This is a genomic window from Alterinioella sp. B-7 (genome assembly GCF_056857775.1).
In genome coordinates, this window is record NZ_JBSXNT010000023.1 from 42282 (window position 1) to 63217 (window position 20936).

General features: G+C 64.2%; 16 protein-coding genes and 1 tRNA gene. 6 read left to right on the forward strand and 11 right to left on the reverse strand.

Annotation, left to right across the window (positions count from 1 at the left end; all coding sequences use genetic code 11):
- Positions 1-103: 103 nt before the first annotated feature.
- The 6 genes from rseP to pyrH all read right to left on the reverse strand — a co-directional run bounded on the left by rseP (position 104) and on the right by pyrH (position 5588).
- A complete protein-coding gene (rseP, locus tag AC13C7_RS04015) occupies positions 104-1435 on the reverse strand; it encodes an RIP metalloprotease RseP (RefSeq protein WP_482866671.1) in 1332 nt (443 codons plus the stop codon).
- Positions 1432-2616, reverse strand: a complete 1185-nt coding sequence (gene dxr, locus AC13C7_RS04020; protein WP_482866672.1) for a 1-deoxy-D-xylulose-5-phosphate reductoisomerase — start codon at positions 2614-2616, stop codon at positions 1432-1434. The genes rseP and dxr overlap by 4 nt, the downstream gene beginning before the upstream one ends.
- Complete coding sequence (locus AC13C7_RS04025; RefSeq protein ID WP_172319271.1) at positions 2613-3434, reverse strand: phosphatidate cytidylyltransferase; 822 nt, start codon at positions 3432-3434, stop codon at positions 2613-2615. The genes dxr and AC13C7_RS04025 overlap by 4 nt, the downstream gene beginning before the upstream one ends.
- Positions 3431-4156 (reverse strand): isoprenyl transferase, encoded by a 726-nt coding sequence (locus AC13C7_RS04030; protein WP_172319272.1) that lies wholly within the window; start codon positions 4154-4156, stop codon positions 3431-3433. The genes AC13C7_RS04025 and AC13C7_RS04030 overlap by 4 nt, the downstream gene beginning before the upstream one ends.
- Positions 4157-4187: 31 nt before the next feature.
- A complete protein-coding gene (frr, locus tag AC13C7_RS04035) occupies positions 4188-4751 on the reverse strand; it encodes a ribosome recycling factor (RefSeq protein ID WP_172319273.1) in 564 nt (187 codons plus the stop codon).
- Positions 4752-4856: 105 nt separating this feature from the next.
- Positions 4857-5588: a UMP kinase gene (gene pyrH / locus AC13C7_RS04040; RefSeq protein WP_482866673.1), complete on the reverse strand. Its 732-nt coding sequence runs from the start codon at positions 5586-5588 to the stop codon at positions 4857-4859.
- A gap of 129 nt (positions 5589-5717) precedes the next feature.
- On the opposite strand from pyrH, the gene miaA reads away from it, so the two are divergent.
- The 6 genes from miaA (at position 5718) to AC13C7_RS04070 (ending at position 14235) form a co-directional block, all read left to right on the forward strand.
- The gene (gene miaA / locus AC13C7_RS04045; protein WP_172319275.1) at positions 5718-6596 is read left to right on the forward strand and encodes a tRNA (adenosine(37)-N6)-dimethylallyltransferase MiaA; all 879 of its coding nucleotides are present in this window, start codon (positions 5718-5720) and stop codon (positions 6594-6596) included.
- A 73-nt stretch (positions 6597-6669) separates the two neighbouring features.
- A complete protein-coding gene (locus AC13C7_RS04050) occupies positions 6670-7476 on the forward strand; it encodes an AraC family transcriptional regulator (RefSeq protein ID WP_284465436.1) in 807 nt (268 codons plus the stop codon).
- 226 nt (positions 7477-7702) lie between these two features.
- Positions 7703-9346: an ABC transporter substrate-binding protein gene (locus AC13C7_RS04055; RefSeq protein ID WP_482866674.1), complete on the forward strand. Its 1644-nt coding sequence runs from the start codon at positions 7703-7705 to the stop codon at positions 9344-9346.
- Positions 9347-9490: 144 nt separating this feature from the next.
- Positions 9491-10576 (forward strand): ABC transporter permease, encoded by a 1086-nt coding sequence (locus AC13C7_RS04060; RefSeq protein WP_172319278.1) that lies wholly within the window; start codon positions 9491-9493, stop codon positions 10574-10576.
- A 13-nt stretch (positions 10577-10589) separates the two neighbouring features.
- On the forward strand, positions 10590-12107 hold the full coding sequence (locus AC13C7_RS04065; protein WP_284465438.1) for an ABC transporter permease: 1518 nt from the start codon (positions 10590-10592) through the stop codon (positions 12105-12107).
- A 4-nt stretch (positions 12108-12111) separates the two neighbouring features.
- The gene (locus tag AC13C7_RS04070) at positions 12112-14235 is read left to right on the forward strand and encodes a dipeptide ABC transporter ATP-binding protein (protein WP_284465439.1); all 2124 of its coding nucleotides are present in this window, start codon (positions 12112-12114) and stop codon (positions 14233-14235) included.
- A 259-nt stretch (positions 14236-14494) separates the two neighbouring features.
- Here AC13C7_RS04070 and AC13C7_RS04075 read toward each other — a convergent pair whose 3' ends face one another.
- The 5 genes from AC13C7_RS04075 to AC13C7_RS04095 all read right to left on the reverse strand — a co-directional run bounded on the left by AC13C7_RS04075 (position 14495) and on the right by AC13C7_RS04095 (position 20827).
- Positions 14495-18172 carry a vitamin B12-dependent ribonucleotide reductase gene (locus AC13C7_RS04075; protein ID WP_482866675.1) on the reverse strand — a complete coding sequence of 1226 codons (3678 nt, stop codon included), beginning with the start codon at positions 18170-18172 and terminating at the stop codon, positions 14495-14497.
- A gap of 513 nt (positions 18173-18685) precedes the next feature.
- Positions 18686-19612 (reverse strand): glycosyltransferase, encoded by a 927-nt coding sequence (locus tag AC13C7_RS04080; RefSeq protein ID WP_328700481.1) that lies wholly within the window; start codon positions 19610-19612, stop codon positions 18686-18688.
- A gap of 91 nt (positions 19613-19703) precedes the next feature.
- Positions 19704-19780, reverse strand: a tRNA-Pro gene (locus AC13C7_RS04085).
- 47 nt (positions 19781-19827) lie between these two features.
- Entirely contained in the window at positions 19828-20304 is a 477-nt protein-coding gene (locus AC13C7_RS04090) for a DUF192 domain-containing protein (protein ID WP_172319282.1), read from the reverse strand.
- Position 20305: 1 nt separating this feature from the next.
- A complete protein-coding gene (locus AC13C7_RS04095) occupies positions 20306-20827 on the reverse strand; it encodes a cold-shock protein (protein ID WP_172319283.1) in 522 nt (173 codons plus the stop codon).
- Positions 20828-20936 lie beyond the last annotated feature (109 nt).

A 20936-nucleotide genomic window follows, 5' to 3' on the forward strand; every position in this document is an offset into this window, starting at 1 on the left:
CCTCGGGTCTGATCTCGAGGGCGCACTGGCCCTTTGCCCGACCATCGCGCCCGAATGCGGCACGAATACGGCACGTTAACGGCTGATTAGCGGAATTTTCCCCTTACGGGCAGAAGAGATCATTGGTCAGTGCAAACAGCATCAGCCCCAGGATCAGCGTCAAGCCGACGGTCATGAAGATGCGCAGCGCCTTGTCCGAGGGCGGACGTCCGGCCACGGCCTCGAAGGCATGGAACAGCAGGTGACCGCCATCCAGAACCGGGATCGGGAAGAGGTTCAGAAGGCCCACGGCGGTGGACAGCACGGCGATGAACCAGAAGAAGGAATCGAGACCCTGGCTGGCCGCCGCCCCGGAGGTTTCGGCAATCCCGATCGGGCCTTGCAGGTTGCAGCTTGAAATCGCGCCGGTGATCATGTGCCACAGGCCCGACAGCGAGGTCTCGATCACGTAACCCACGGTGGTGACGCCGCGCATCAGCGCCTCGCCAAACCCGACCCTCTCGACCTCGGGGTCGAAGAAAAGCCCCCCCGTGACGCCCATCAGCCAGCGCGTCTCGAAGCCGCCATCGGGCGACGGCAGGTCCATCCGGCGCGGCGCAAGGGTGATGTCCAGCATCTCGCCGTCACGCCAGACGCGCAAGGACAGCTCGGCGCCTTCCGAATTTTCCACCGCCTCGCGCAACTGGCTGAAGGCATGGACGGTTTCGCCGTCGATCTGCCGGATCACATCGCCCTCGCGCAGGCCCGCATCCATCGCCGCAGACCGCGGCGTGACGCTGCCAATGGCCGGGATCAGCGGAAAGGAGGCTTCGACCTGCATCGCCTCGCCACCCCGAAGGATGTCATAGGTCAGGGTCGCGGCAGGCTCCAGCGTGCGCCCAAGCTCGAACACGTCCGACAGATCCTCGACCGGCTCACCGGCAATCGCGGTGATCTCGTCGCCCTGTTCCAGCACCGCCATTTCGGCGGGCATCGGGAGGATCTCGCCCACGCGGGGCGCCTCGGACGCCTGGCCCGAGAAGAGCAGCACGGCGGCAAAGATCAGGATCGACAGGATGAAATTGAAGATCGGCCCGGCGGCGACGGTCGCCGCGCGCGCCCAAAGCGGTGCGCCATGCATGGAGCGGCGACGTTCCTGCGCATCGAGCGCATCAATCGCCACCGCATCCTTGCCCGAGGCCGCATCGGCATCGCCAAGGAACTTGACGTAGCCGCCGAAGGGAAGTGCCGCGAATTGCCACTTGGTGCCGTGCTTGTCGACGCGGGAGGCCAGAACCGGGCCGAAGCCGAGCGAGAAGACCTCGGCATGGATGCCCGACCAACGCCCGACGATGTAATGGCCGTATTCGTGGATCGCGACAATGATGGAAAGCGCCACGACAAAGGCTAGGATCGTAAAGGCAAAGCCGCCGAATTGCGGGATGAGGTCGGTCACGCGCGTTTCTCCTGTAGCTGGCTGGCCTGCTCGGCTGCTCTTATCCGTGCCAGATGGTCGGTTTGCAGGACGGTGTCCAGTGTCTCTATGGCACCCTCAAGGCGAAATTCGCGCGACATGGCGTCAAGCGTGGCCTCGACCAGCGGGGCCATGTCCATGAACCCGATGCTGCCTGCGATGAAGTGATCCAGCGCCACCTCCTTCGCGGCGTTGAAGACGGCACCCGCATGGCCGCCCGTTGCCATGACCTGGCGCGCCAGGCGCAGGGCGGGAAAGCGGGCCGTGTCGGGGGCCTGGAAATTGAGCGTGGCGATCCGGGCCAGATCGATGCGGTCCACCGGCAGCGCGGCGCGGTCGGGCCAGTGCAGCGCATAACCGATGGCATGGCGCATATCGGGCGCGCCCAGATGCGCCATCAGCGCGCCGTCATTGAACCCGACAAGGGCATGAACGATGCTTTGCGGGTGGATGACGGTGTCGATCTTTTCCGGCGCGACGCCGAAATACTCATGCGTTTCAATCAGTTCCAGAGCCTTGTTGAACATCGAGGCGCTGTCGATGGTGATCCGCTGGCCCATCACCCAATTCGGATGGGCCGAGGCGTCTTGCAATGTCGCATATCGCAACCGTTCCAGCGGCCAATCGCGCAGGGCGCCGCCCGAGGCGGTGATGATGATGCGCTCGACGGCGGCCATATCCTCGCCCACCAGCGCCTGGAAGACGGCGGAATGTTCGCTGTCCACCGGCAGGATGCGCGCGCCCTGTTCCTTCGCCTTGGCCATCAACAGAGGGCCCGCCGTCACCAGGCTTTCCTTGTTGGCCAGCGCCAGGGTCGTGCCGTGATGCAGCGCCCGGAACCCCGGCGCGAGGCCCGCGGCCCCCACGATGGCCGACATGATCCAGTCGGCGGGCCGGTCGGCCGCCTCCAAAAGCGCCCCTGCCCCGGCGGCGGCGGCGATGCCCGTTCCGGACAGCGCGTCGCGCAAGGCAGAGAGGCCGTCTTCATGCGCGGTAACGGCGATCTCGGCGTTGAACTCGCGCGCATCCCTGGCCAGTTGCGCCACGTTGCGCCCGCCGGTCAGGGCCACCACGCGGTAGGCGCCCCGGTCGCGCCGGATCAGGTCCAGCGTGTTCTGCCCGATGGACCCGGTCGCACCGAATATGCTGACCGTCCGCGTCATGCCCAAAGCCCGACGCCCGCCATCACCAGCGTCGCCAGCGCGCCCGCCCCCGCCATGGCGTCGAACCGGTCCAGCACGCCGCCATGACCGGGGATGAGGTCCGAGCTGTCCTTGACCCCCGCCTTTCGCTTGATCGCGCTCTCGACGATGTCACCCATCTGCGCGGCCAGCGCCAGAAGCGGGGCCACGACGAAGACCATCAGCGGCTCATAGCCCAACACGGCCCAGGCCACCGCGACGGCGGCAATCCAGCCCGCGACGGTGCCCGACCAGGTTTTCTTGGGGCTGACGCGGGGCCAGAATTTCGGCCCGCCCAGAATACGCCCGGCGAAATAGCCCGCGATATCCGAGGCCACAACCACCGCGACGACAAAGAGGATGAAGATCAGGCCATGCACCACGCGCAGGTAGAACATGCCGATCACGGCAAAGAGGAAAAGCGCGCCGTAGAGGCAGAAGATCCAGCGGTGTTGCAACGGCACGGTCTGCACCCCCGCCCACAGCGCCACGCCCAGAAAGGGCACGATCCAGGGGGTCAGGTGCAGGTTGTCCAGAAATCCGTAGCCCGAGGCCAGCGCGACGATCTGTGCGGCCAGCACCGCGAAAACGGCCAGCGCGCCAAACCCGCCGGCCTTCTTCGCCACTCGCCCGCCAAGCATCCGGTGCAATTCCCAGATGCCGATGCCACCGATTGCGATGAGGCCCGCCGCCATCGGCAACCCGCCGACATAGATCAGGCCAAAGCCCACCCCCGCCAGCACCAGGCCCGAGATCACGCGCGGGGCCAGGTCGCCCCATTTCGCCGCCGCGTTGCTCATGTGCTGACCGCACCGAACCGTCGGCTACGCTGGCCGAACCGGCCCACGACCTTGGCGAATTCATCGGCGTCGAAATCGGGCCAGAGCGTGTCGATGAACTCATATTCCGCATAGGCCGATTGCCAGAGCAGGAAGTTTGAGATCCGCGCCTCGCCGCTGGTGCGGATCACCAGGTCGGGATCGGGCAGGAAACAGGTATCGAGGTATTTCGGCAGCGTCTCGTCGTCGATCTTGTCCGGGTCCAGCTTGCCGGCGGCCACGTCATGGGCCAGCCGCTGCGTGGCGCGCGCGACCTCGTCCCGGCCGCCGTAATTCAGCGCGATGGTCAGGTGCACGCCGGAGTTCTCCGCTGTCAGCAGCTCCAGGTTGTCCATCAGATCCTGCAACCGCGCGTCCAGCCGCACCCGGTCGCCGATGAAGCGCACACGCACGTTCTTTTCGTGCAACTCCGCCGCCTTGGCCGAGATGAAGCGCTTGAAGAGGCGCATCAGCCCCGCCACCTCGGTCTGGGTGCGTTTCCAGTTCTCGGTCGAAAAGGCAAAGATCGTCAGGTACTTGACGCCAAGCGGCAGGCAGGCCTGGACAATCTCCTGCACGCGCTTGGCGCCCGCGTGATGCCCCACGAGGCGCGGACGCTTGCGCAGTTGTGCCCACCGGCCATTGCCATCCATGATGATCGCCACATGCCGCGGAGGGGTTGGTGGGTCGTCCTTCGGGGCCATCGGCGCTCCAGTATCGGGATCGGGCTGGTGCTCAGACCTGCATGATCTCTTCTTGCTTGGTGTTCAGGAACTCGTCGACCTTGGCGATATGGGTGTCGGTCAGCTCCTGCACCTCGTCTTCCCACAGTTTCTGATCGTCCTCGGACAGGCCCTGCGCCTTGCCCTTCTTGATCTGGTCCATGCCGTCGCGGCGCACGTTGCGGATCGAGACGCGGGCATGTTCGGCATATTGCGCGGCGACCTTGGCCAGCTGCGCGCGGCGTTCCTCGTTCAACTCGGGGATCGGCAGCATGATGATGGTGCCGTTGAGTTGCGGGTTGATACCCAGGCCGCTTTCGCGGATCGCCTTTTCGACCTTGCCCACCAGCGACTTGTCCCAGACATTCACCGTGACCATGCGCGGTTCCGGCACGTTGACGGTGCCGACCTGGTTGATCGGCGTCGGGCTGCCATAGGCGTCGACCATCACCGGCTCCAGCATCGAAGCCGAGGCGCGGCCCGTGCGCAGGGATGCGAATTCGGTGCGCAGCGAGGCCAGCGCGCCCTCCATCCGGCGCTGCAAATCGTCCGTATCAAGCATGAAATCGTCTGACATGAGGGTTCATCCTGTGGTGGGGCCGCTTCATGGGCTCTTGCATGGGGGGTATATCGCAACTGGCGGTCAAAACACCAGTGGCGGTTTCGGGGCCCGCGCCGTGCGTCAGCCGGAGACTTTGGTATAGGTCCCCTGCCCCTCCAGGATGCCGCGGAAGCCGCCCGGCTCATCCAGGCTGAAGACCACGATCGGGATGGCGTTCTCACGCGCCAGCGCAATCGCCGAGGCATCCATCACGCCCAGATGCTTGGCCAGCACCTCGTCATAGGTGACGGTGTCATAACGCGTGGCGTCGGCATGCTTGGCCGGATCCTTGTCATAGACGCCATCGACCTTGGTGCCCTTGAAGATCGCCTCGCATTTCATCTCGTTGGCGCGCAGCGTGGCGGCGGTGTCGGTGGTGAAATAGGGGTTGCCGGTGCCGGCGGCGAAGATGCAGACGCGCTTTTTCTCAAGGTGGCGCACGGCGCGGCGGCGGATATAGGGCTCCGCGACCTCGTCCATGCGAATGGCGCTGATCACGCGGGTATGGATGTTGAGCCCCTCAAGCGCCGATTGCATCGCCAGCGCGTTCATCACGGTGGCCAGCATGCCCATGTAATCGGCGGTTGTGCGCTCCATCCCCTGCGCCGAGCCTTGCAGCCCGCGAAAGATGTTGCCGCCGCCGATGACCATGCAGATCTCGACGCCCATTTCATGCACCGTCTTGACCTCGCGCGCGATGCGCTCGACCGTGGGGGGATGCAGCCCGTAGCCCAGGTCGCCCATCAGCGCCTCGCCCGAGATCTTCAGCATGACGCGGGAATAGGCGGGCTCTGCGGCGGTGTCGGAGGGCATGGGACGCGTCCTGTCTGCTATATCATGTGAGGGCCTGCTTTGCGGCCTGCGCCAACATGGCCTAAATGACCCACGGGTTCAACGCCCAATCCAGCCCCGGAATTTACATGAATATCGGCCTGTAGAGCATTGATTGATATAGACACATTATCAAGGGAAGTTCCGATTCTGATCGCCGGACCGACGGCATCGGGCAAATCCGCCCTGGCCCTGGAGATCGCCGAGCGTCAGGGCGGCAGGATCGTCAATGCCGACGCGTTGCAGGTCTATGACGGCTGGCGCATCCTGACCGCGCGCCCGTCCCCCGAGGACGAAGCCCGCGCGACCCATGCGCTCTATGGCCATGTGCCGTTCACCGGCGACTATTCCACCGGCGTGTGGTTGCGCGATGTGCGGCCCCTGCTGACCGGCGGCCTGCGCCCCATCATCCTGGGCGGCACCGGGCTGAACTTCGCGGCGCTGACCGGGGGGCTGGCCGATATTCCCGAGACCCCGCCCGAGATCCGGGCCGAGGCCGAAGCGCTGCCGCTGGCCCAGATGCTGGCCGATCTCGACCGCGGCGACCCCGTCATCGCCGCACGCATCGACCGCGCCAACCCGATGCGGGTGCAGCGCGCCTGGGAGGTTCTGCGCGCCACTGGCAGGCCGCTCTCCGATTGGCAGGCCGACACGCCCGCCCCCGACCTGCCGCTTGCCGCCTGTCAGGCGCTGGTCCTCGACGCGCCGCGCGACTGGCTGAATGCCCGGATCGCGCGGCGATTCGACCAGATGTTGCAGCAAGGCGCCCTGGACGAGGCGCGCGCCATCCTGCCCCTGTGGGACAAGGCGCACGGCGCGCGGAAGGCCATTGGCGGGCCGGAGCTCATTGCGCATCTGAAGGGCGAGATGACGCTGGAAGCCGCGCGCGAGGCCGCGATCACCGCCTCGCGTCAATATGCCAAGCGTCAAAGGACATGGTTTCGCGCACGCATGGCCGATTGGCGGCGGATTCCAGCCGACCAAGGGTAATCCAACCAAATTGGAGGTTTAGCGCCTGATATAGGGCCTTTCCTTTCACATTTCGGACCTCTAGCCTCCGCCCATGCCATCCGCCTATGCCGTCACCCCCCTGGCCCGACTGCGCGCACGCGCCGAATGGCGCTATGGCACATTACATTCCAAACCCCATGCGCAGCTTTACTGGTTCACCCGTGGCCAGGGCCGCTTTACCATCGGCGCGGTGACGCGCGGCTACGGGCCGAATACGGCCGTGTTCATCCCCGCCCGCGTGATGATGTCGCTGGATCTGTCCCCGCAGGCGCAGGGCGTGCTGGTGAAACTGCCGATGGACCCGACGCTTGGCCTGCCGGGCAACCCGTTCCATATCCGCGTCGCCACGGTCGAGGCGCAATCGGCGCTGTCGGGCTATTTCGACATGATCGAGCGCGAACTGGCCGGGTTCGAGACCGCGCGCGACCATGCGCTCAGGGCCTGGGGGCTCTTGATCTCGGTCTGGATCGCGCGGCAGCTGGCGCGCCAGGACGGGTCAATTCTGCGTGATCGGACGCATGTTCTGGCCGAGAAATACGCCGCCCTGCTGGAGCAGGATTTCCGCAGCGGCCAGGGCGTATCCGATTATGCCGAGACGCTTGGCGTGACGCCCACGCACCTCTCGCGTGTCTGCCGCGAGGCGGCGGGGCGCGCCGCACTGGCCATCTTGCAGGAGCGCCTGATGCACGAGGCCTGCACCCAATTGGTCGATACAGACAGGCCCGCGCGCGAGATCGCAGAGGAATTGGGCTTTTCCTCGGCGGCCTATTTCACCCGTTCCTTCGCCAATCTGACCGGGCGCACCCCGTCCGAGTTCCGCCGCCTCAGCCCCTCGCAACAGGCCATCAAGGCGGGCTGAGCCAGCGCTGCAATCGCATGCCGTTTTCGGCCCCATCGGCGGGGCGTGTCGCATTCATTCAGTCACCATGTCGCAAACAGGACATTTTTTCCCACCGGGCCTGTTGACGCTGTGCCGGTATTGGTGCGCTAATGCGGGACAGAAATGATGGCAGCCGCCCGCGCGTCCCGCGGGTCAGGACGCCACGCGACAGACCAACACAAGATCGTGTCACAGGGAGACAAGAATGACGCAATCCACCCAAGACCAATTGCAGACGCACCCGGCTGCAGAGATGTATGCCCGGGAATACAAGGACGGTCACCTCGACCGCCGCGAATTCCTCGTCCGGGCCACGGCGCTCGGCGTCAGCGCCGCCGCCGCCTATTCCATGATCGGCATGAGCCCGGCCAACGCCGCCGGACACCGCCAGACCCCGCCGATGGGCGGCACGCTGCGCATCCAGCAGGAAGTGCGCGTCGGCAAGGACCCGCGCACCTATGACTGGTCGCAGATGGGCAACCTTGGCCGGGGCATCACCGAATACCTGGTCGAATACAACCGCGACGGCTCGTTCTCGGGCATCCTGCTGGAAAGCTGGGAAGCCAATGAGGACGCGACCCAATATACGCTGAACGTGCGCCAGGGCATCATGTTCAACAATGGCGACGAGTTCACCGCCGAAGACGTGGCCGCCAACATCCGCGGCTGGTGCGATGCGACGGTCGAGGGCAACTCGATGTCGACGCGGATGGGCATCCTGGTCGATGCCGATACGCAGCAGGCCATCGAGGGCGCGATCGAGGTTGTCGACAGCCACACCGTCCGCCTGAACCTGCCGAGCCCGGACATCACCATCATTCCGGGCATTGCCGACTATCCCGCCGCGATCCAGCATCGCGAGTATATCGGCCAGGATCCGCTGGAACATGGCGTCGGCACCGGGGCCTACCGTCTGGCGGCCCATGAGGTCGGTGTTCAGGCCGTGCTGGAGAAGAACCCCGATCACGAATACTGGGGCGAGGCCTATCTGGACCGGATCGAGTTCGTCGACCTTGGCCAGGATCCCGCCGCATGGATGGCCGGCGCCGAATCCGGCGAGCTGGACATGACCTATGAGACCACCGGCGATTTCGTCGACCTCTTTACCTCGATCGGGTTCGAAGTGTCGGAAGTGACCACCGCCGCGACCGTGGTGATCCGGCCCAACCAGAACAACCCGCCCTATGACAACCGGATGGTGCGCCAGGCGCTGCTCAAGGCCGTCGACAACCAGGTTCTTCTGGATCTGGGCATGGCCGGACGCGGCGAGATGGCGCGCGACTACCATGTGTCGCCGATCCACCCGGAATGGGCCGACGTCCCGGCGATCGAGGTCGACAAGGACGCGGCCTATGCTCTGCTGGAGGAGGCGGGCCAGGCCGATCACGTCTTCGAGGTGATCTCGATCGACGATGGCTACCGGCGCGACACCACCGATGCCTATGCCTCGCAGCTGCGCGATGCGGGCTTTAACGTGGAACGCACCGTGATCCCCGGCTCGACCTTCTGGAACGACTGGACCAACTATCCGCTCAGCTCGACCAACTGGAACCACCGCGAGCTTGGCGTGATGATCCTCAACCTCGCCTACCGGACCGGTGTGCCGTGGAACGAGGCCGCCTTCTCGAACGAGGAGTTCGACAGCCTGCTGGATCAGGCCAACGGCATCCAGGACGCCGATGAACGGCGCGAGGTGATGCGCCGGCTGGAAGAGATCATGCAGGAAGAGGGCGTGGCGACCATTCCCTACTGGCGCTCGCTCTACCGGCATTACCGTCCCGGCGTGATCAATGCCGAGATGCACCCCAAGTTCGAGATCAACCCCCATTACCTGGGGATTGAAGCCTAAGACGTCTTGGGCGGCCTTTCGGATGAGAGGCCGCCCTTTTCGACAGCGGCGATGGCACAGGGCAGGCCAGACCGCGCCCCGAACGGTTCATCAAGAAACCGGATCGCTACCTTTCCAACGGCAGCATGAACAACAGGGACAAAAATGGGACTCTTCATTCTTCGCCGCCTCGGCGTGATGCTCCTCACCGCACTTTGCCTGACATTCATCGTGTTCTTCCTGACCAATCTCGGGCCCAACCTCGAGAAACTGGCCAAGACGCAAGGCAATAACCGCATGTCGGATGCGGAAGTGGTCCAATGGCTGGAAAACCGCGGCTACACGCGGCCCCTGGTCGTGCGATACGGCGAATGGCTTGGCGTGGCGCCGGGCTGGACCCGCGTGGCCGCCGATGGCACCGAGACCGGGCGCTGCGTCGACCGGGGCATGACGATCGAGACCGCGCCGACCTTCTGCGGTGTGCTGCAAGGCGATCTGGGGTTCTCGACCGTTTCGGATAACGAGGTCTCGGCCATTGTCGGCGGGCGTCTGGCGCTGACCGGCTGGCTGATGCTCATTGCCTTCTCGGTCATGGTCCCCGCCGCCCTGATCATCGGCATCCTCGCTGGCATGAAGGAGGGGAGCCGAACCGACCGGACCCTCTCGACCATCTCCATCGCCTCGACGGCGACGCCCGAATATGTCTCGGGCGTGATCTTCATCATCCTTCTGGCGTCATCGACCGCGGGGCTGTCGCCCTGGCTGGCCGAGAACGGCTGGATCGAGGGGCGCACGCTGTTCCTGGGCTCATCCCGCTCGGCGATGGAGGACATCACCTTCTGGAACTTCACCCTGCCCGTCCTGACCATCGCGCTCTACGGCATGGGCTATATCGCGCGCATGACGCGGGCCTCGATGGCCGAGGTGATGACCGCGCAATATATCCGCACCGCGCGGCTCAAGGGCGTCAGTTTCCGCAATATCGTGCTGAAACACGCGCTGCGAAACGCGCTGATCGCGCCCTTTACCGTCATCATGCTGCAAATCCCGTGGCTTCTGACCGGTGTGGTGATCGTGGAAACCCTCTTCAACTATAACGGCTTTGGCTGGACCCTGGTGCAGGCGGCATCAAACAACGATATCGAGCTGCTCCTGAGCATCTCCATCGTCGCCGTGATCGTGGTTCTGACGACGCAGCTGATCTCGGATATCGGCTATGTCTACCTGAACCCGCGCATCCGCATATCCTGAAGGAGCAAGAGCTATGGATCCCCTTACCTGGTCCGGGTCGCTTGGCCCCTTCCTCAATCCGCTGATGTTGGGCTGCGTGCTGGTCTTTGTCGCCGCCTTCATCCTCAACATCGTCATGAGCCTGATCGGCATGCGCCAGGCCGAGCCCATCGTGAACGCGGATCACACGATCAGCTACCGCCTTGGCGCCCCCGATTACATGCTCCTGGCGATGAAATGGGCGGTCTTCGTCTTCCTGGGTGCCATCGTGATCTACATCCTTGGCGGAATCCTGCAGCCGAGCATGGAGGCCAAGGGCATCATCGGCGGGGTCGGCGCGCAATTCCTGCCGGTCTGGATCTCGCTCATCGTGATCTACGCGCTGTCGATCCGGTTCAAGCGCCGCCTTGGCCTCTACGGCAAGCTCTTCGACAACCTCATCGGCATGATCGGGTTCGGCCTGGTGATGTTCTGGGTGCTCACCGCCATCTTCGCGCCGATGATCGCCACGCATGGCCCCATCGACGTGATCTCGGGGCTTCGCAACGACCCGCCCGGCACGCCGGTCAGCGGCGGGCCCGAGGATGCCTTTCCCTATTACCTGCTTGGCGGAGACGCGCTTGGGCGCGATGTGTTCAGCCGCATGGTGGCGGGCGCGCGCGAGGTGTTGACGATTGCACCGCTGGCCACGCTTTTCGCCTTCATGGTGGGGATCACGCTCGGACTGCCGGCGGGCTACCTGGGCAGCCGGCTGGACACGTTCATCACCTTCATCGCCAACATGGTGCTGGCCTTCCCAGTGATCTTGCTCTTCTACCTTCTGGTCACCCCCGAGATCATCGAGGCGGGCGTGCCGGTCTACATGGCCGCCGTCCTCTTCGTGCTGCCGATCGGGTTCCTCTGGGTGCTGCTCTACTCCCGGTTCCGGGCGCAGCCTCATATCATCAAATGGGTGGCGATCCCGCTGGTCCTGCTGCTGACGCTCTTCTACCTCGGGACCGTGTTCCGCTTCGATCCCATCGTGTGGCTGGCCACTTCCTTCATCGGCTATCTCAACCAGGGCAACCCGGTGGGCGAGTGGATGCAGACCACGCGCGACTCCTACGAGCCGCTCATCGGCATCAATATCGACGGCAACCTGCTGATCGTCTTCGTCTCAGTCGTCTTCGTGAACAGCCCCACGGTCTACCGCATCGTCCGGGGCCTGGTGCTCGACATCAAGACGCGCGACTACGTGGCGGCGGCCCAGACCCGTGGCGAGGGGCCGTGGTACATCATGCTGTGGGAGATCCTGCCAAACGCGCGCGGGCCTCTCATCGTCGATTTCTGCCTGCGCATCGGCTACACCACGATCCTTCTGGGAACGCTCGGCTTCTTCGGCCTCGGCGTCGATCCCGAAAGCCCGAACTGGGGCTCGACCATCAACGAGGGACGACGCCTCCTGACGGTCTATCCGCACCCGCCCCTGCCGCCCGCGCTGGCGCTGTTGACGATGGTGCTCGGCCTGAACCTGCTGGCCGACGGCCTCCGCGAAGAAAGCCTGAAGGACTGATATCATGAAAGATGACACCTATGACGGCCCGATCCTGGAGATCGACAGCCTCTCGATCAGCTTCTTCACCCGGCTGAGGGAAATCCCGGCGGTGATGGATTTCTCCTGCCGCGTGCGCCCCGGCGAGGCGATGGGGCTGGTCGGCGAATCCGGCTGCGGAAAATCCACCGTGGCACTTGGCGTGATGCAGGATCTGGGCGTCAACGGGCGCATTGTCGGCGGCTCGATCAAGTTCAAGGGTCGCGAGTTGAACGACATGTCGCCCACCGAGCTGCGCCATATCCGGGGCCGCGAGATCGCGATGATCTACCAGGAGCCGATGGCCTCGCTCAACCCCGCGATGAAGATCGGCAAGCAGTTGATGGAAGTGCCGATGATCCATGACGGTGTCGGCGAAAAGGAAGCCTATGCGCGCGCCCTTGAGGTCGTCACCGATGTGCGCCTGCCCGACCCCAAGCGGATGCTCGACGCCTATCCGCACCAGCTATCTGGCGGGCAGCAGCAACGGATCGTCATCGCCATGGCGCTGATGGCGAATCCCTCGCTCCTGATCCTGGACGAACCCACCACCGCGCTCGACGTGACGGTCGAGGCCGCCGTGGTGGAACTGGTCAAGGATCTGGGCAAGAAATACGGCACCTCGATGCTGTTCATCTCGCACAACCTTGGCCTCGTGCTGGAAACCTGCGACCGGATCTGCGTGATGTATTCCGGCGAGGCGGTCGAGACCGGCTCCATCGAGGATGTGTTCGACAAGATGCGCCACCCCTATACGCAGGCGCTGTTCCGCTCGATCCCGCTGCCCGGCGCCGACAAGCACTCGCGCCCGCTGGTGGCGATTCCCGGTAACTTCCCCCTGCCCCATGAACGCCCGCCCGGCTGCAATTTCGGGCCGCGCTGCGATTATTTCGAAACCGGGCGCTGCGACGCGCAGGAGATCAAGATGCACAATGTGGAGGGCGACGAACGGCACCGCAGCCGCTGCATCCGCTTCGAGGAGATCGACTGGAACGCGCCGATTGCCGCCTCGATCAAGCAGGAAAAGGCCCCCATCGGCGATGTCGTGCTGAAGGCGGACAACCTCAAGAAATATTACGAGGTCGCCGCCTCGGCGCTGTTTTCCTCGGGCCAGAAAAAGGTGGTCAAGGCCAACGAGACGCTCAGTTTCGAGGCGCGCGAAAGCGAAACCCTGGCCATTGTCGGCGAATCCGGTTGCGGCAAGTCCACGCTGGCCAAGGTGCTGATGGGGCTGGAGACGGCGACCGACGGCCATGTCGTGCTGGATAACCGATCCATCGAGGCGGTCCCGATCGAGGAGAGGGACACCAAGACCGTCTCCTCGATCCAGATGGTGTTCCAGAACCCGTTCGACACGCTGAACCCCTCGATGACCGTGGGTCGGCAGATCATCCGGGCGCTGGAGGTCTTCAAGATCGGCAAGAACGATGCCGAGCGGCGGCAGCGGATGCTGGACCTGCTCGACCTGGTGAAGCTGCCCCGCGCCTTCGCCGACCGGATGCCGCGGCAATTGTCGGGCGGCCAGAAACAGCGCGTCGGCATCGCGCGGGCCTTCGCCGGCGGCGCGCGGATCGTGGTGGCGGATGAACCGGTCTCGGCGCTGGACGTGTCGGTGCAGGCGGCCGTGACCGACCTGCTGATGGAGATTCAGCGCAACGAGAAGACGACGCTTCTCTTTATCTCCCACGACCTCTCCATCGTGCGCTACCTGAGCGACCGGGTAATGGTGATGTATCTGGGCCATGTGGTCGAGATCGGCAGCACCGACCAGATCTTCAGCCCGCCCTATCACCCCTATACAGAGGCGCTTCTCTCGGCGGTTCCCATCGCCGACACCTCGGTCAAGAAGCGCCATATCGTGCTGGAGGGCGACATCCCCTCGGCCATGAACCCGCCCCCCGGTTGCCCGTTCCAGACCCGCTGCCGGTGGAAATCGGAAGTGCCGGGGAACCTGTGCGAAACCGAGGTGCCGCCGATGAAGACGCTGGCCACGGGCCATCAGAGCAAGTGCCACCTGTCCGACGAGGTGCTGGCGCGGATGGAGCCGGTGATCGAGATGCCGGGTGCCGAACTGGCTGCCCCGGCGGTGGAGAACAAGGCGGAGGCGTGAGGCGCTTTAACGTCGGGTTCCATCACACTGGATAAAAAAGAAAAAGGGGAAGCCAAGGCTTCCCCAGTTTCGCTGTTCAGGCTCACTTATATATACTGCCCGTGTTTTCTGCCTGCGGCCTGAACCGCGTCAGGGGCGAGCGCACCCGCCCCGTGTCTCAGACACCGCGCCGGGGCAATGGCGCGGAACCCGACCTCTTGATGCGGGCGGAAACTCTTTGAAGAGTTTCCGCAGTCCCTTCGAAGGGACTGCGTCCCGCTCAGCTACACCCCGACGTCCCGCCGCAGGTGTTGCATTTCATGCAGGTGCCGTTGCGCACCAGCGTGTAGTTGCCGCATTCGCCGCAGGCCTCGCCCTCGTAGCCCTGCATCTTGGCCTTGACCCGCGCATCCATCGGGGCCGCCGTGCTGGTCATGACCACGGTATTCGTCGCCACCTCCGGCACCAGGCTCTCCAGCGTCGCGACCGGGTCGCCGCCGGGGTCCAGCGCGGTGATGCCCGCGGCGCCGCCCTGCAACACGACCAGTTCCTGCGGCACCCGCTTGCGCAGATACCCGGTCGAGCTGATCTGGCGCAGCACGTCGATGGGCGATGCGGCGCGGCTTTGCGGCACTTCCTCGAAATTGCGCACGCCTTCCTCGGCCCCGCGCCCCAGATCGTCGAAGCTGGCCCCTTCCGGCTTCACATGCGCCAGGTCCGTGCGGTCGAGATAGGAGACCGCCAGTTCGCGGAAGATGTAGTCCAGGATCGAGGTCGCGTTCTTGATCGAGTCGTTGCCCTGCACCATGCCGGCGGGTTCAAACTTGGTGAAGGTGAAGGCGTCGACGAATTCCTCCAGCGGCACGCCATATTGCAGGCCGACACTAACCGCGATGGCGAAATTGTTCATCATCGCGCGGAAGCCCGCACCTTCCTTGTGCATGTCGATGAAGATCTCACCCAACTGGCCGTCCTCATATTCGCCGGTGCGCAGGTAGACCTTGTGCCCGCCGACAATCGCTTTCTGGGTATAGCCCTTGCGGCGCTCCGGCAGTTTCTCGCGATGTGCCTTGATGACCTCCTTGATCACGATCTTCTCGACGATCTTCTCGGCCAGCACCTGCGCGCGCTCCATCGTGGTGCCGCTTTCCAGCACCTCCGCCGCCTCATCGTCATCCTCGACCAGGCTCGCGGCCAGAGGCTGCGACAGTTTCGAGCCGTCGCGGTAGAGCGCGTTGGCCTTGACGCCGAGGGACCAGCTGAGCTCATAGGCCTTCTGGCAATCCTCGATCGTGGCGTCATTGGGCATGTTGATCGTCTTGGAGATCGCGCCGGAAATGAAGCTCTGCGCCGCCGCCATCATCTTGATGTGGCTGTCGACGGAAAGGAACCGCTTGCCCTTCTTGCCGCAGGGGTTGGCGCAGTCGAAAATGCTGTAATGCTCCGCCTTCAGATGCGGCGCGTTCTCCAAGGTCATGGTCCCGCAGACATGATCATTCGCGGCCTCGATATCGGCACGGCTGAAGCCCAAATGGCGCAGCAGATCAAAGGTGGGATCGTTCAGTTTCGCCGCCGGAATGCCGAGCGTTCCGGTGCAGAACTCCTCGCCCAGGGTCCACTGATTGAAGACAAAGCGGATGTCGAAGGCGGACGGCAGCGCGGCTTCGATCTTCTCCATCTCGCCCGGTCCGAAACCGTGGCCTTTCAGCGATGTGTGGTTGATCACCGGCGCATTGCCGAGCGTGCCGTGGCCCACGGCGTGGGAGGTGATCTCCTCGATCTGGCTCGGCGAATAGCCGAGGTTTTCCAGCGCGCCGGGGACGGCCCGGTTGATGATCTTGAAATAGCCGCCGCCCGCCAGTTTCTTGAACTTGACCAGGGCGAAATCGGGCTCGATCCCCGTGGTGTCGCAATCCATCACCAGCCCGATCGTGCCGGTGGGGGCGATCACGCTGACCTGCGCGTTGCGGTAGCCGTGGGTTTCGCCCAGTTCCAGCGCCTCGTCCCAGGCCTGCTGCGCCAGGGCGATCAGCGTCTGGTCGGGACAGCTTGCGTGGTCCAGCGGCACCGGCTTGACGGCGAGGTCTTCATAGCCATCCGTCGCCCCCTTGGAGGCAAGACGGTGGTTGCGCATCACCCGCAGCATGTGGTCGCGGTTGCGCTCGAACCCGGCAAAGGGCCCAAGCTCCCCCGCGATCTCGGCCGAGGTGGCGTAGGACACGCCGGTCATGATCGCGGTCAGCGCACCGCAAAGCGCGCGGCCCTCGTCCGAGTCGTAGCCGTAGCCCATCGTCATGAGGAGGCCGCCGATATTGGCATAGCCAAGCCCGAGCGTGCGGAAATCATAGGAGAGCTGCGCGATTTCCTTGGACGGGAATTGCGCCATCATCACCGAGATTTCCAGCGTCAGCGTCCAGAGGCGCGTGGCGTGCATGTATTCCTCGGCATCGAACACGCCATCCTTGAGGAAGGTGAGCAGGTTCATCGAGGCCAGGTTACAGGCCGTGTCATCGAGGAACATGTATTCCGAGCACGGGTTGGAGCCGCGGATCTCGCCATCCGCCGGGCAGGTGTGCCAGGCATTGACGGTGTCGTGGAACTGGATACCGGGATCGGCACAGGCCCAGGCCGCATGGCCGACCTTCTCCCACAGGTCGCGGGCCTTGACGCTCCTGGACACCGAGCCATCGGTGCGGTTGATCAGATCCCACATCTCATCGTTTTCGACGGCGCGCAGGAAGGCATCGGTGACGCGGATCGAGTTGTTGGAGTTCTGGCCGGAGACCGAGTTATAGGCCTCGGAGTCCCAATCCGTGTCATAGGTCGGAAACTCGATGCTGGTATGGCCCTGCCGGGCGTAATCCAGCACGCGCTTGATATAGGTCTCGGGGATCGCCAGCTTCTTGGCCTCGCGGATCGCCGTTTTCAGGCTCTCGTTCCTGGCCGGATCGGCGGCGTCCTCCATCAGCCCGTCCCACGAACTGATGGCCGCGAAGATCGCGTTCAGCATCTTCTCGTGCATCTTGGAGCCGGCCACGATCGAGGCGACCTTCTGCTCCTCCAGCACCTTCCAGTTGATGAATTCCTCGATATCGGGGTGGTCGGCATCGACGATGACCATCTTGGCCGCGCGCCGCGTGGTGCCGCCCGACTTGATCGCGCCCGCCGCCCGGTCGCCGATCTTGAGAAAGCCCATGAGGCCGGAGGATTTGCCGCCGCCCGACAGTTTCTCGCCCTCGCCGCGCAGGTGGCTGAAATTGGTGCCGGTGCCCGAGCCGTATTTAAAGAGGCGTGCTTCGCGCACCCACAGATCCATGATCCCGCCCTCGTTCACCAGGTCGTCCTGTACCCCCTGGATAAAGCAGGCATGGGGCTGTGGGTGCTCGTAGCTGCTGCTCGATTTGATCAGCTTGCCGGTCTTGTAATCAACATAATGGTGGCCCTGCGCGGGGCCGTCGATGCCGTAGGCCCAATGCAGGCCGGTGTTGAACCACTGGGGAGAGTTCGGGGCCGCCATCTGGCGGGCCAGCATCATCTGCATCTCGTCGAAATAGGCGCGGGCATCGGATTCGTCGGTGAAGTAACCGCCCTTCCAGCCCCAGTAGCACCAGGCGCCCGCCAGACGGCGGAAGACCTGCTTGGCGCTGGTTTCGCCGCCGTAGCGCTCTTCCTTGGTCAGGTCGGCCATCGCCGCCTCATCGGGGACCGAGCGCCACAGGAAGGAGGGCACGCCCTTTTCCTTGACCGGCTTCAGGATCGCCGCGACACCTGCCTTGCGGAAATATTTCTGCGCCAGCACGTCCGAGGCCACCTGGCTCCAGCCGACGGGCACTTCCAGCTCATCGAGCTTGAACACAGCCGTGCCATCCGGGTTGCGAATCTCCGAGGATTTCAGGGTGAATTCCAGCCCTGCATAGGTCTCCGCATCTGCCGATGTGAATCTGCGTTCGATCTTCATGAGTGGTCCCTGCCCAAAATTATCCCAACCCCTGCCAGCACCACTGCGCGAGGGCGTCAGGTCGTCCAATGTCATGCAAAGCTTCCTCGCGCCCCGGCAGGTCTTGCGACAGGCCGGTCGGACATGCGATGGCACATCCCATGCGATGAGGAAGTCATCTGCCCCAGTTCTGGCCCGATCCACTATATGTAGTGTTGATCCGGCCAGTCCCTACAACCTGATGCAATTCGGGTCGGTGCGTCAACGGATTTTTTACCGCTTTCGGGTCCAATTATGACTTGCAATGTGACCGATCCACGGGCCGCCGCCGCCTGCAACGATTCATCCCCAGGCCGCTGGACAGGAATTTCTGTTGAAACGTGGCAAGTTTAGAAGGCGTTGTTGCGAAGTGTTAACCGTTGGCCACCGCGCGCGCACCTGAATCCGGTGCGGGGATTAAATCTTGTGGATAATCCTCGCACGTGACCCGAATGACACAAGATGTGGTGTGCGGCGCCCGACCCTGCCCCGGACTCAGAGCTTTTTCAGCAGCACCGCCAGCCAGAGCATCGCCTGCCCGACCCGGCCCTGCCGCCAGAGCCCGAGCCCGGCGAATCCGCGCAGACGCGACAGAAGCCCCGCGCGCCGCATGTCCACGAACGCGGCCAGCAGCCTCTGGTTCTCCTCGGTCAGGCGGTGGCGCGAGGCGTCCAGCGCGCGGATATTGGCATCGACCCAAGCCTTGAGATCGCCGCGCCAGACCTGTTTCAACCGCGCCTTGATCGCCTTGCGCCCGCGATTGGTGCCGAAGATGTTGCCGCCATGCTGCCGGTAGAGCAGCGTCGGGCGATTGTCGCGCAGCACCGTGCCGCCCGCGCCCGAAATCAGCTGGTAGAGCCACCAATCGTGCATGTAAGGCCCACCCACCGCCATCGCCTCGCCCGCCGCGTCGCGCGCCATTTCCCAGGCGGGCCGGTTGAGCAGCATGGTATTGCCGCCCGCGATGCTCTGGACCAGCGCATTGCGGAAGGCGGGCGGGTGCGGAAATGTCGGCGAGCGGCGGGGATTGGTCAGATCCTCCTCGACGATCCAGGTCGCGGACCCATAAAGCGCGGGCCGGTCGGCGGGCACGGACGCCAGCGCCGCGATGCCATGCGCCAGCCGCTCGGGCAGCCACACGTCGTCCTGGTCGGAAAAAGCCACGTAGTCGGGCTCGCCCTCGATCCCCACCAGGGCGGACAGGAAATTCATCGTGCCGCCTGCACGCGGACCGGCCATCACGCGCACCGGGTGCGTGGCCGCAAACTCCGCGATCACCTTGTCGCTGTCATCGGTGGAGCCATCGTCGCTGATCACGAGATCCCAGTCGCGATGGGTCTGGCCCGCGAAGCTTTCCATCTGCGCGGCCAGGAATTCGGCCCCGTCATAGACCGCCATCACAATGGTCACGTGTTCGGTCACGGGGGAAATCGCCCTTGTTCAGTCAGGTCCGGGGACTATCAGAGATCGGCGCGACAGGTAAAGCGCGAGGGGCGGCCGGGGGCCGGGGAAATGGTCGGGGAGGCGAGATTCGAACTCACGACCTTCTGTACCCAAAACAGACGCGCTACCAGGCTGCGCTACACCCCGACTCGAGGCCCCCTCCTAGCGCGGGTCACGCGCCGATGGAAGCCCGATTATTCGCAGGGCCAGGCGGCCAGATCCTGATCGACATCGGGGTGGCGCAGCACGTCGCCCTCGCTGATGCCGATCTGCCGGGCCAGGCCGCCATTGATCTCCAGCACATATTGGATGTCGGTGCCGCCGGGGATCGGCGTGCGGTCAAGCGGCACGGCGTTTTCATGCACGCGCGTCACGGTGCCGGTGGCGTCGAGAAACAGCATGTCCAGCGGGATAAGCGTGTTCTCCATCCAGAACGAGACCCGCTGCGGGCTGTCATAGACAAAGAGCATCCCCGCCGACAGGGCCATCTCCTCGCGGTTCATCAGGCCGATGGCGCGTTCCTCGGGATCGTCGGCCACCTCGACGCGGAACCGCGCCGTACCCCAATCGCCGCGCAATTCCACCCGGCCCGGCGCGCAGGCCGCCTGGACCTGGCCCGCCATGACAAGGGCCACCACGAGGGACAGCCCCCCCAAGCGCAAACTCCGCATCCTAATCCTCCTGAACGTAATCCCAACTGCGCACTTCGCCCGCCATCTTGCCCCGTGGACCGTCGACAACGCGGATCGCCACCGCCTCTCCGGGTTGCAGGTCCGACAGGCCGAACCGGCGCAGCACCTCGACATGCACAAAGACATCTTCGGCGTTGCCGAAGACATTTGCAAACCCGAATCCCTTGGCCTTGTCGAACCACTTCACCCGCGCCGCGACAAAGGGCACGTCCTCGGGGATCTCGACACCCGGGCCAAGCTCCTCGTCGACATCCACAGCTTCGGGCGGGGCGATCGAGATCACCTCCTGCGCCTGCGCGCCCCGTTCCGTCTGCTGCACAATGACCTCGATCCGGGCCTGGTCCGCGACCGAGCCCTGACCGAAATTGCGCAACACGTTGGCGTGCAGCAGGATATCCGGCCCACCCTCATCCGCGACGATGAACCCGAAACCCTTGGAAATATCAAACCATTTAACAGTACCCGCAATCATCGCGCCCTTCGGACGCTCTTCATCCGCCATGGTCTCCCAACCTTATTTTGCGGTTCAATGACAGGTCTGTGCCTAGAGCCGTAACTTGACGGTTAGTTTGCAACTTCGCAAGAATAAAAAGGTATTGAAAAACAATACT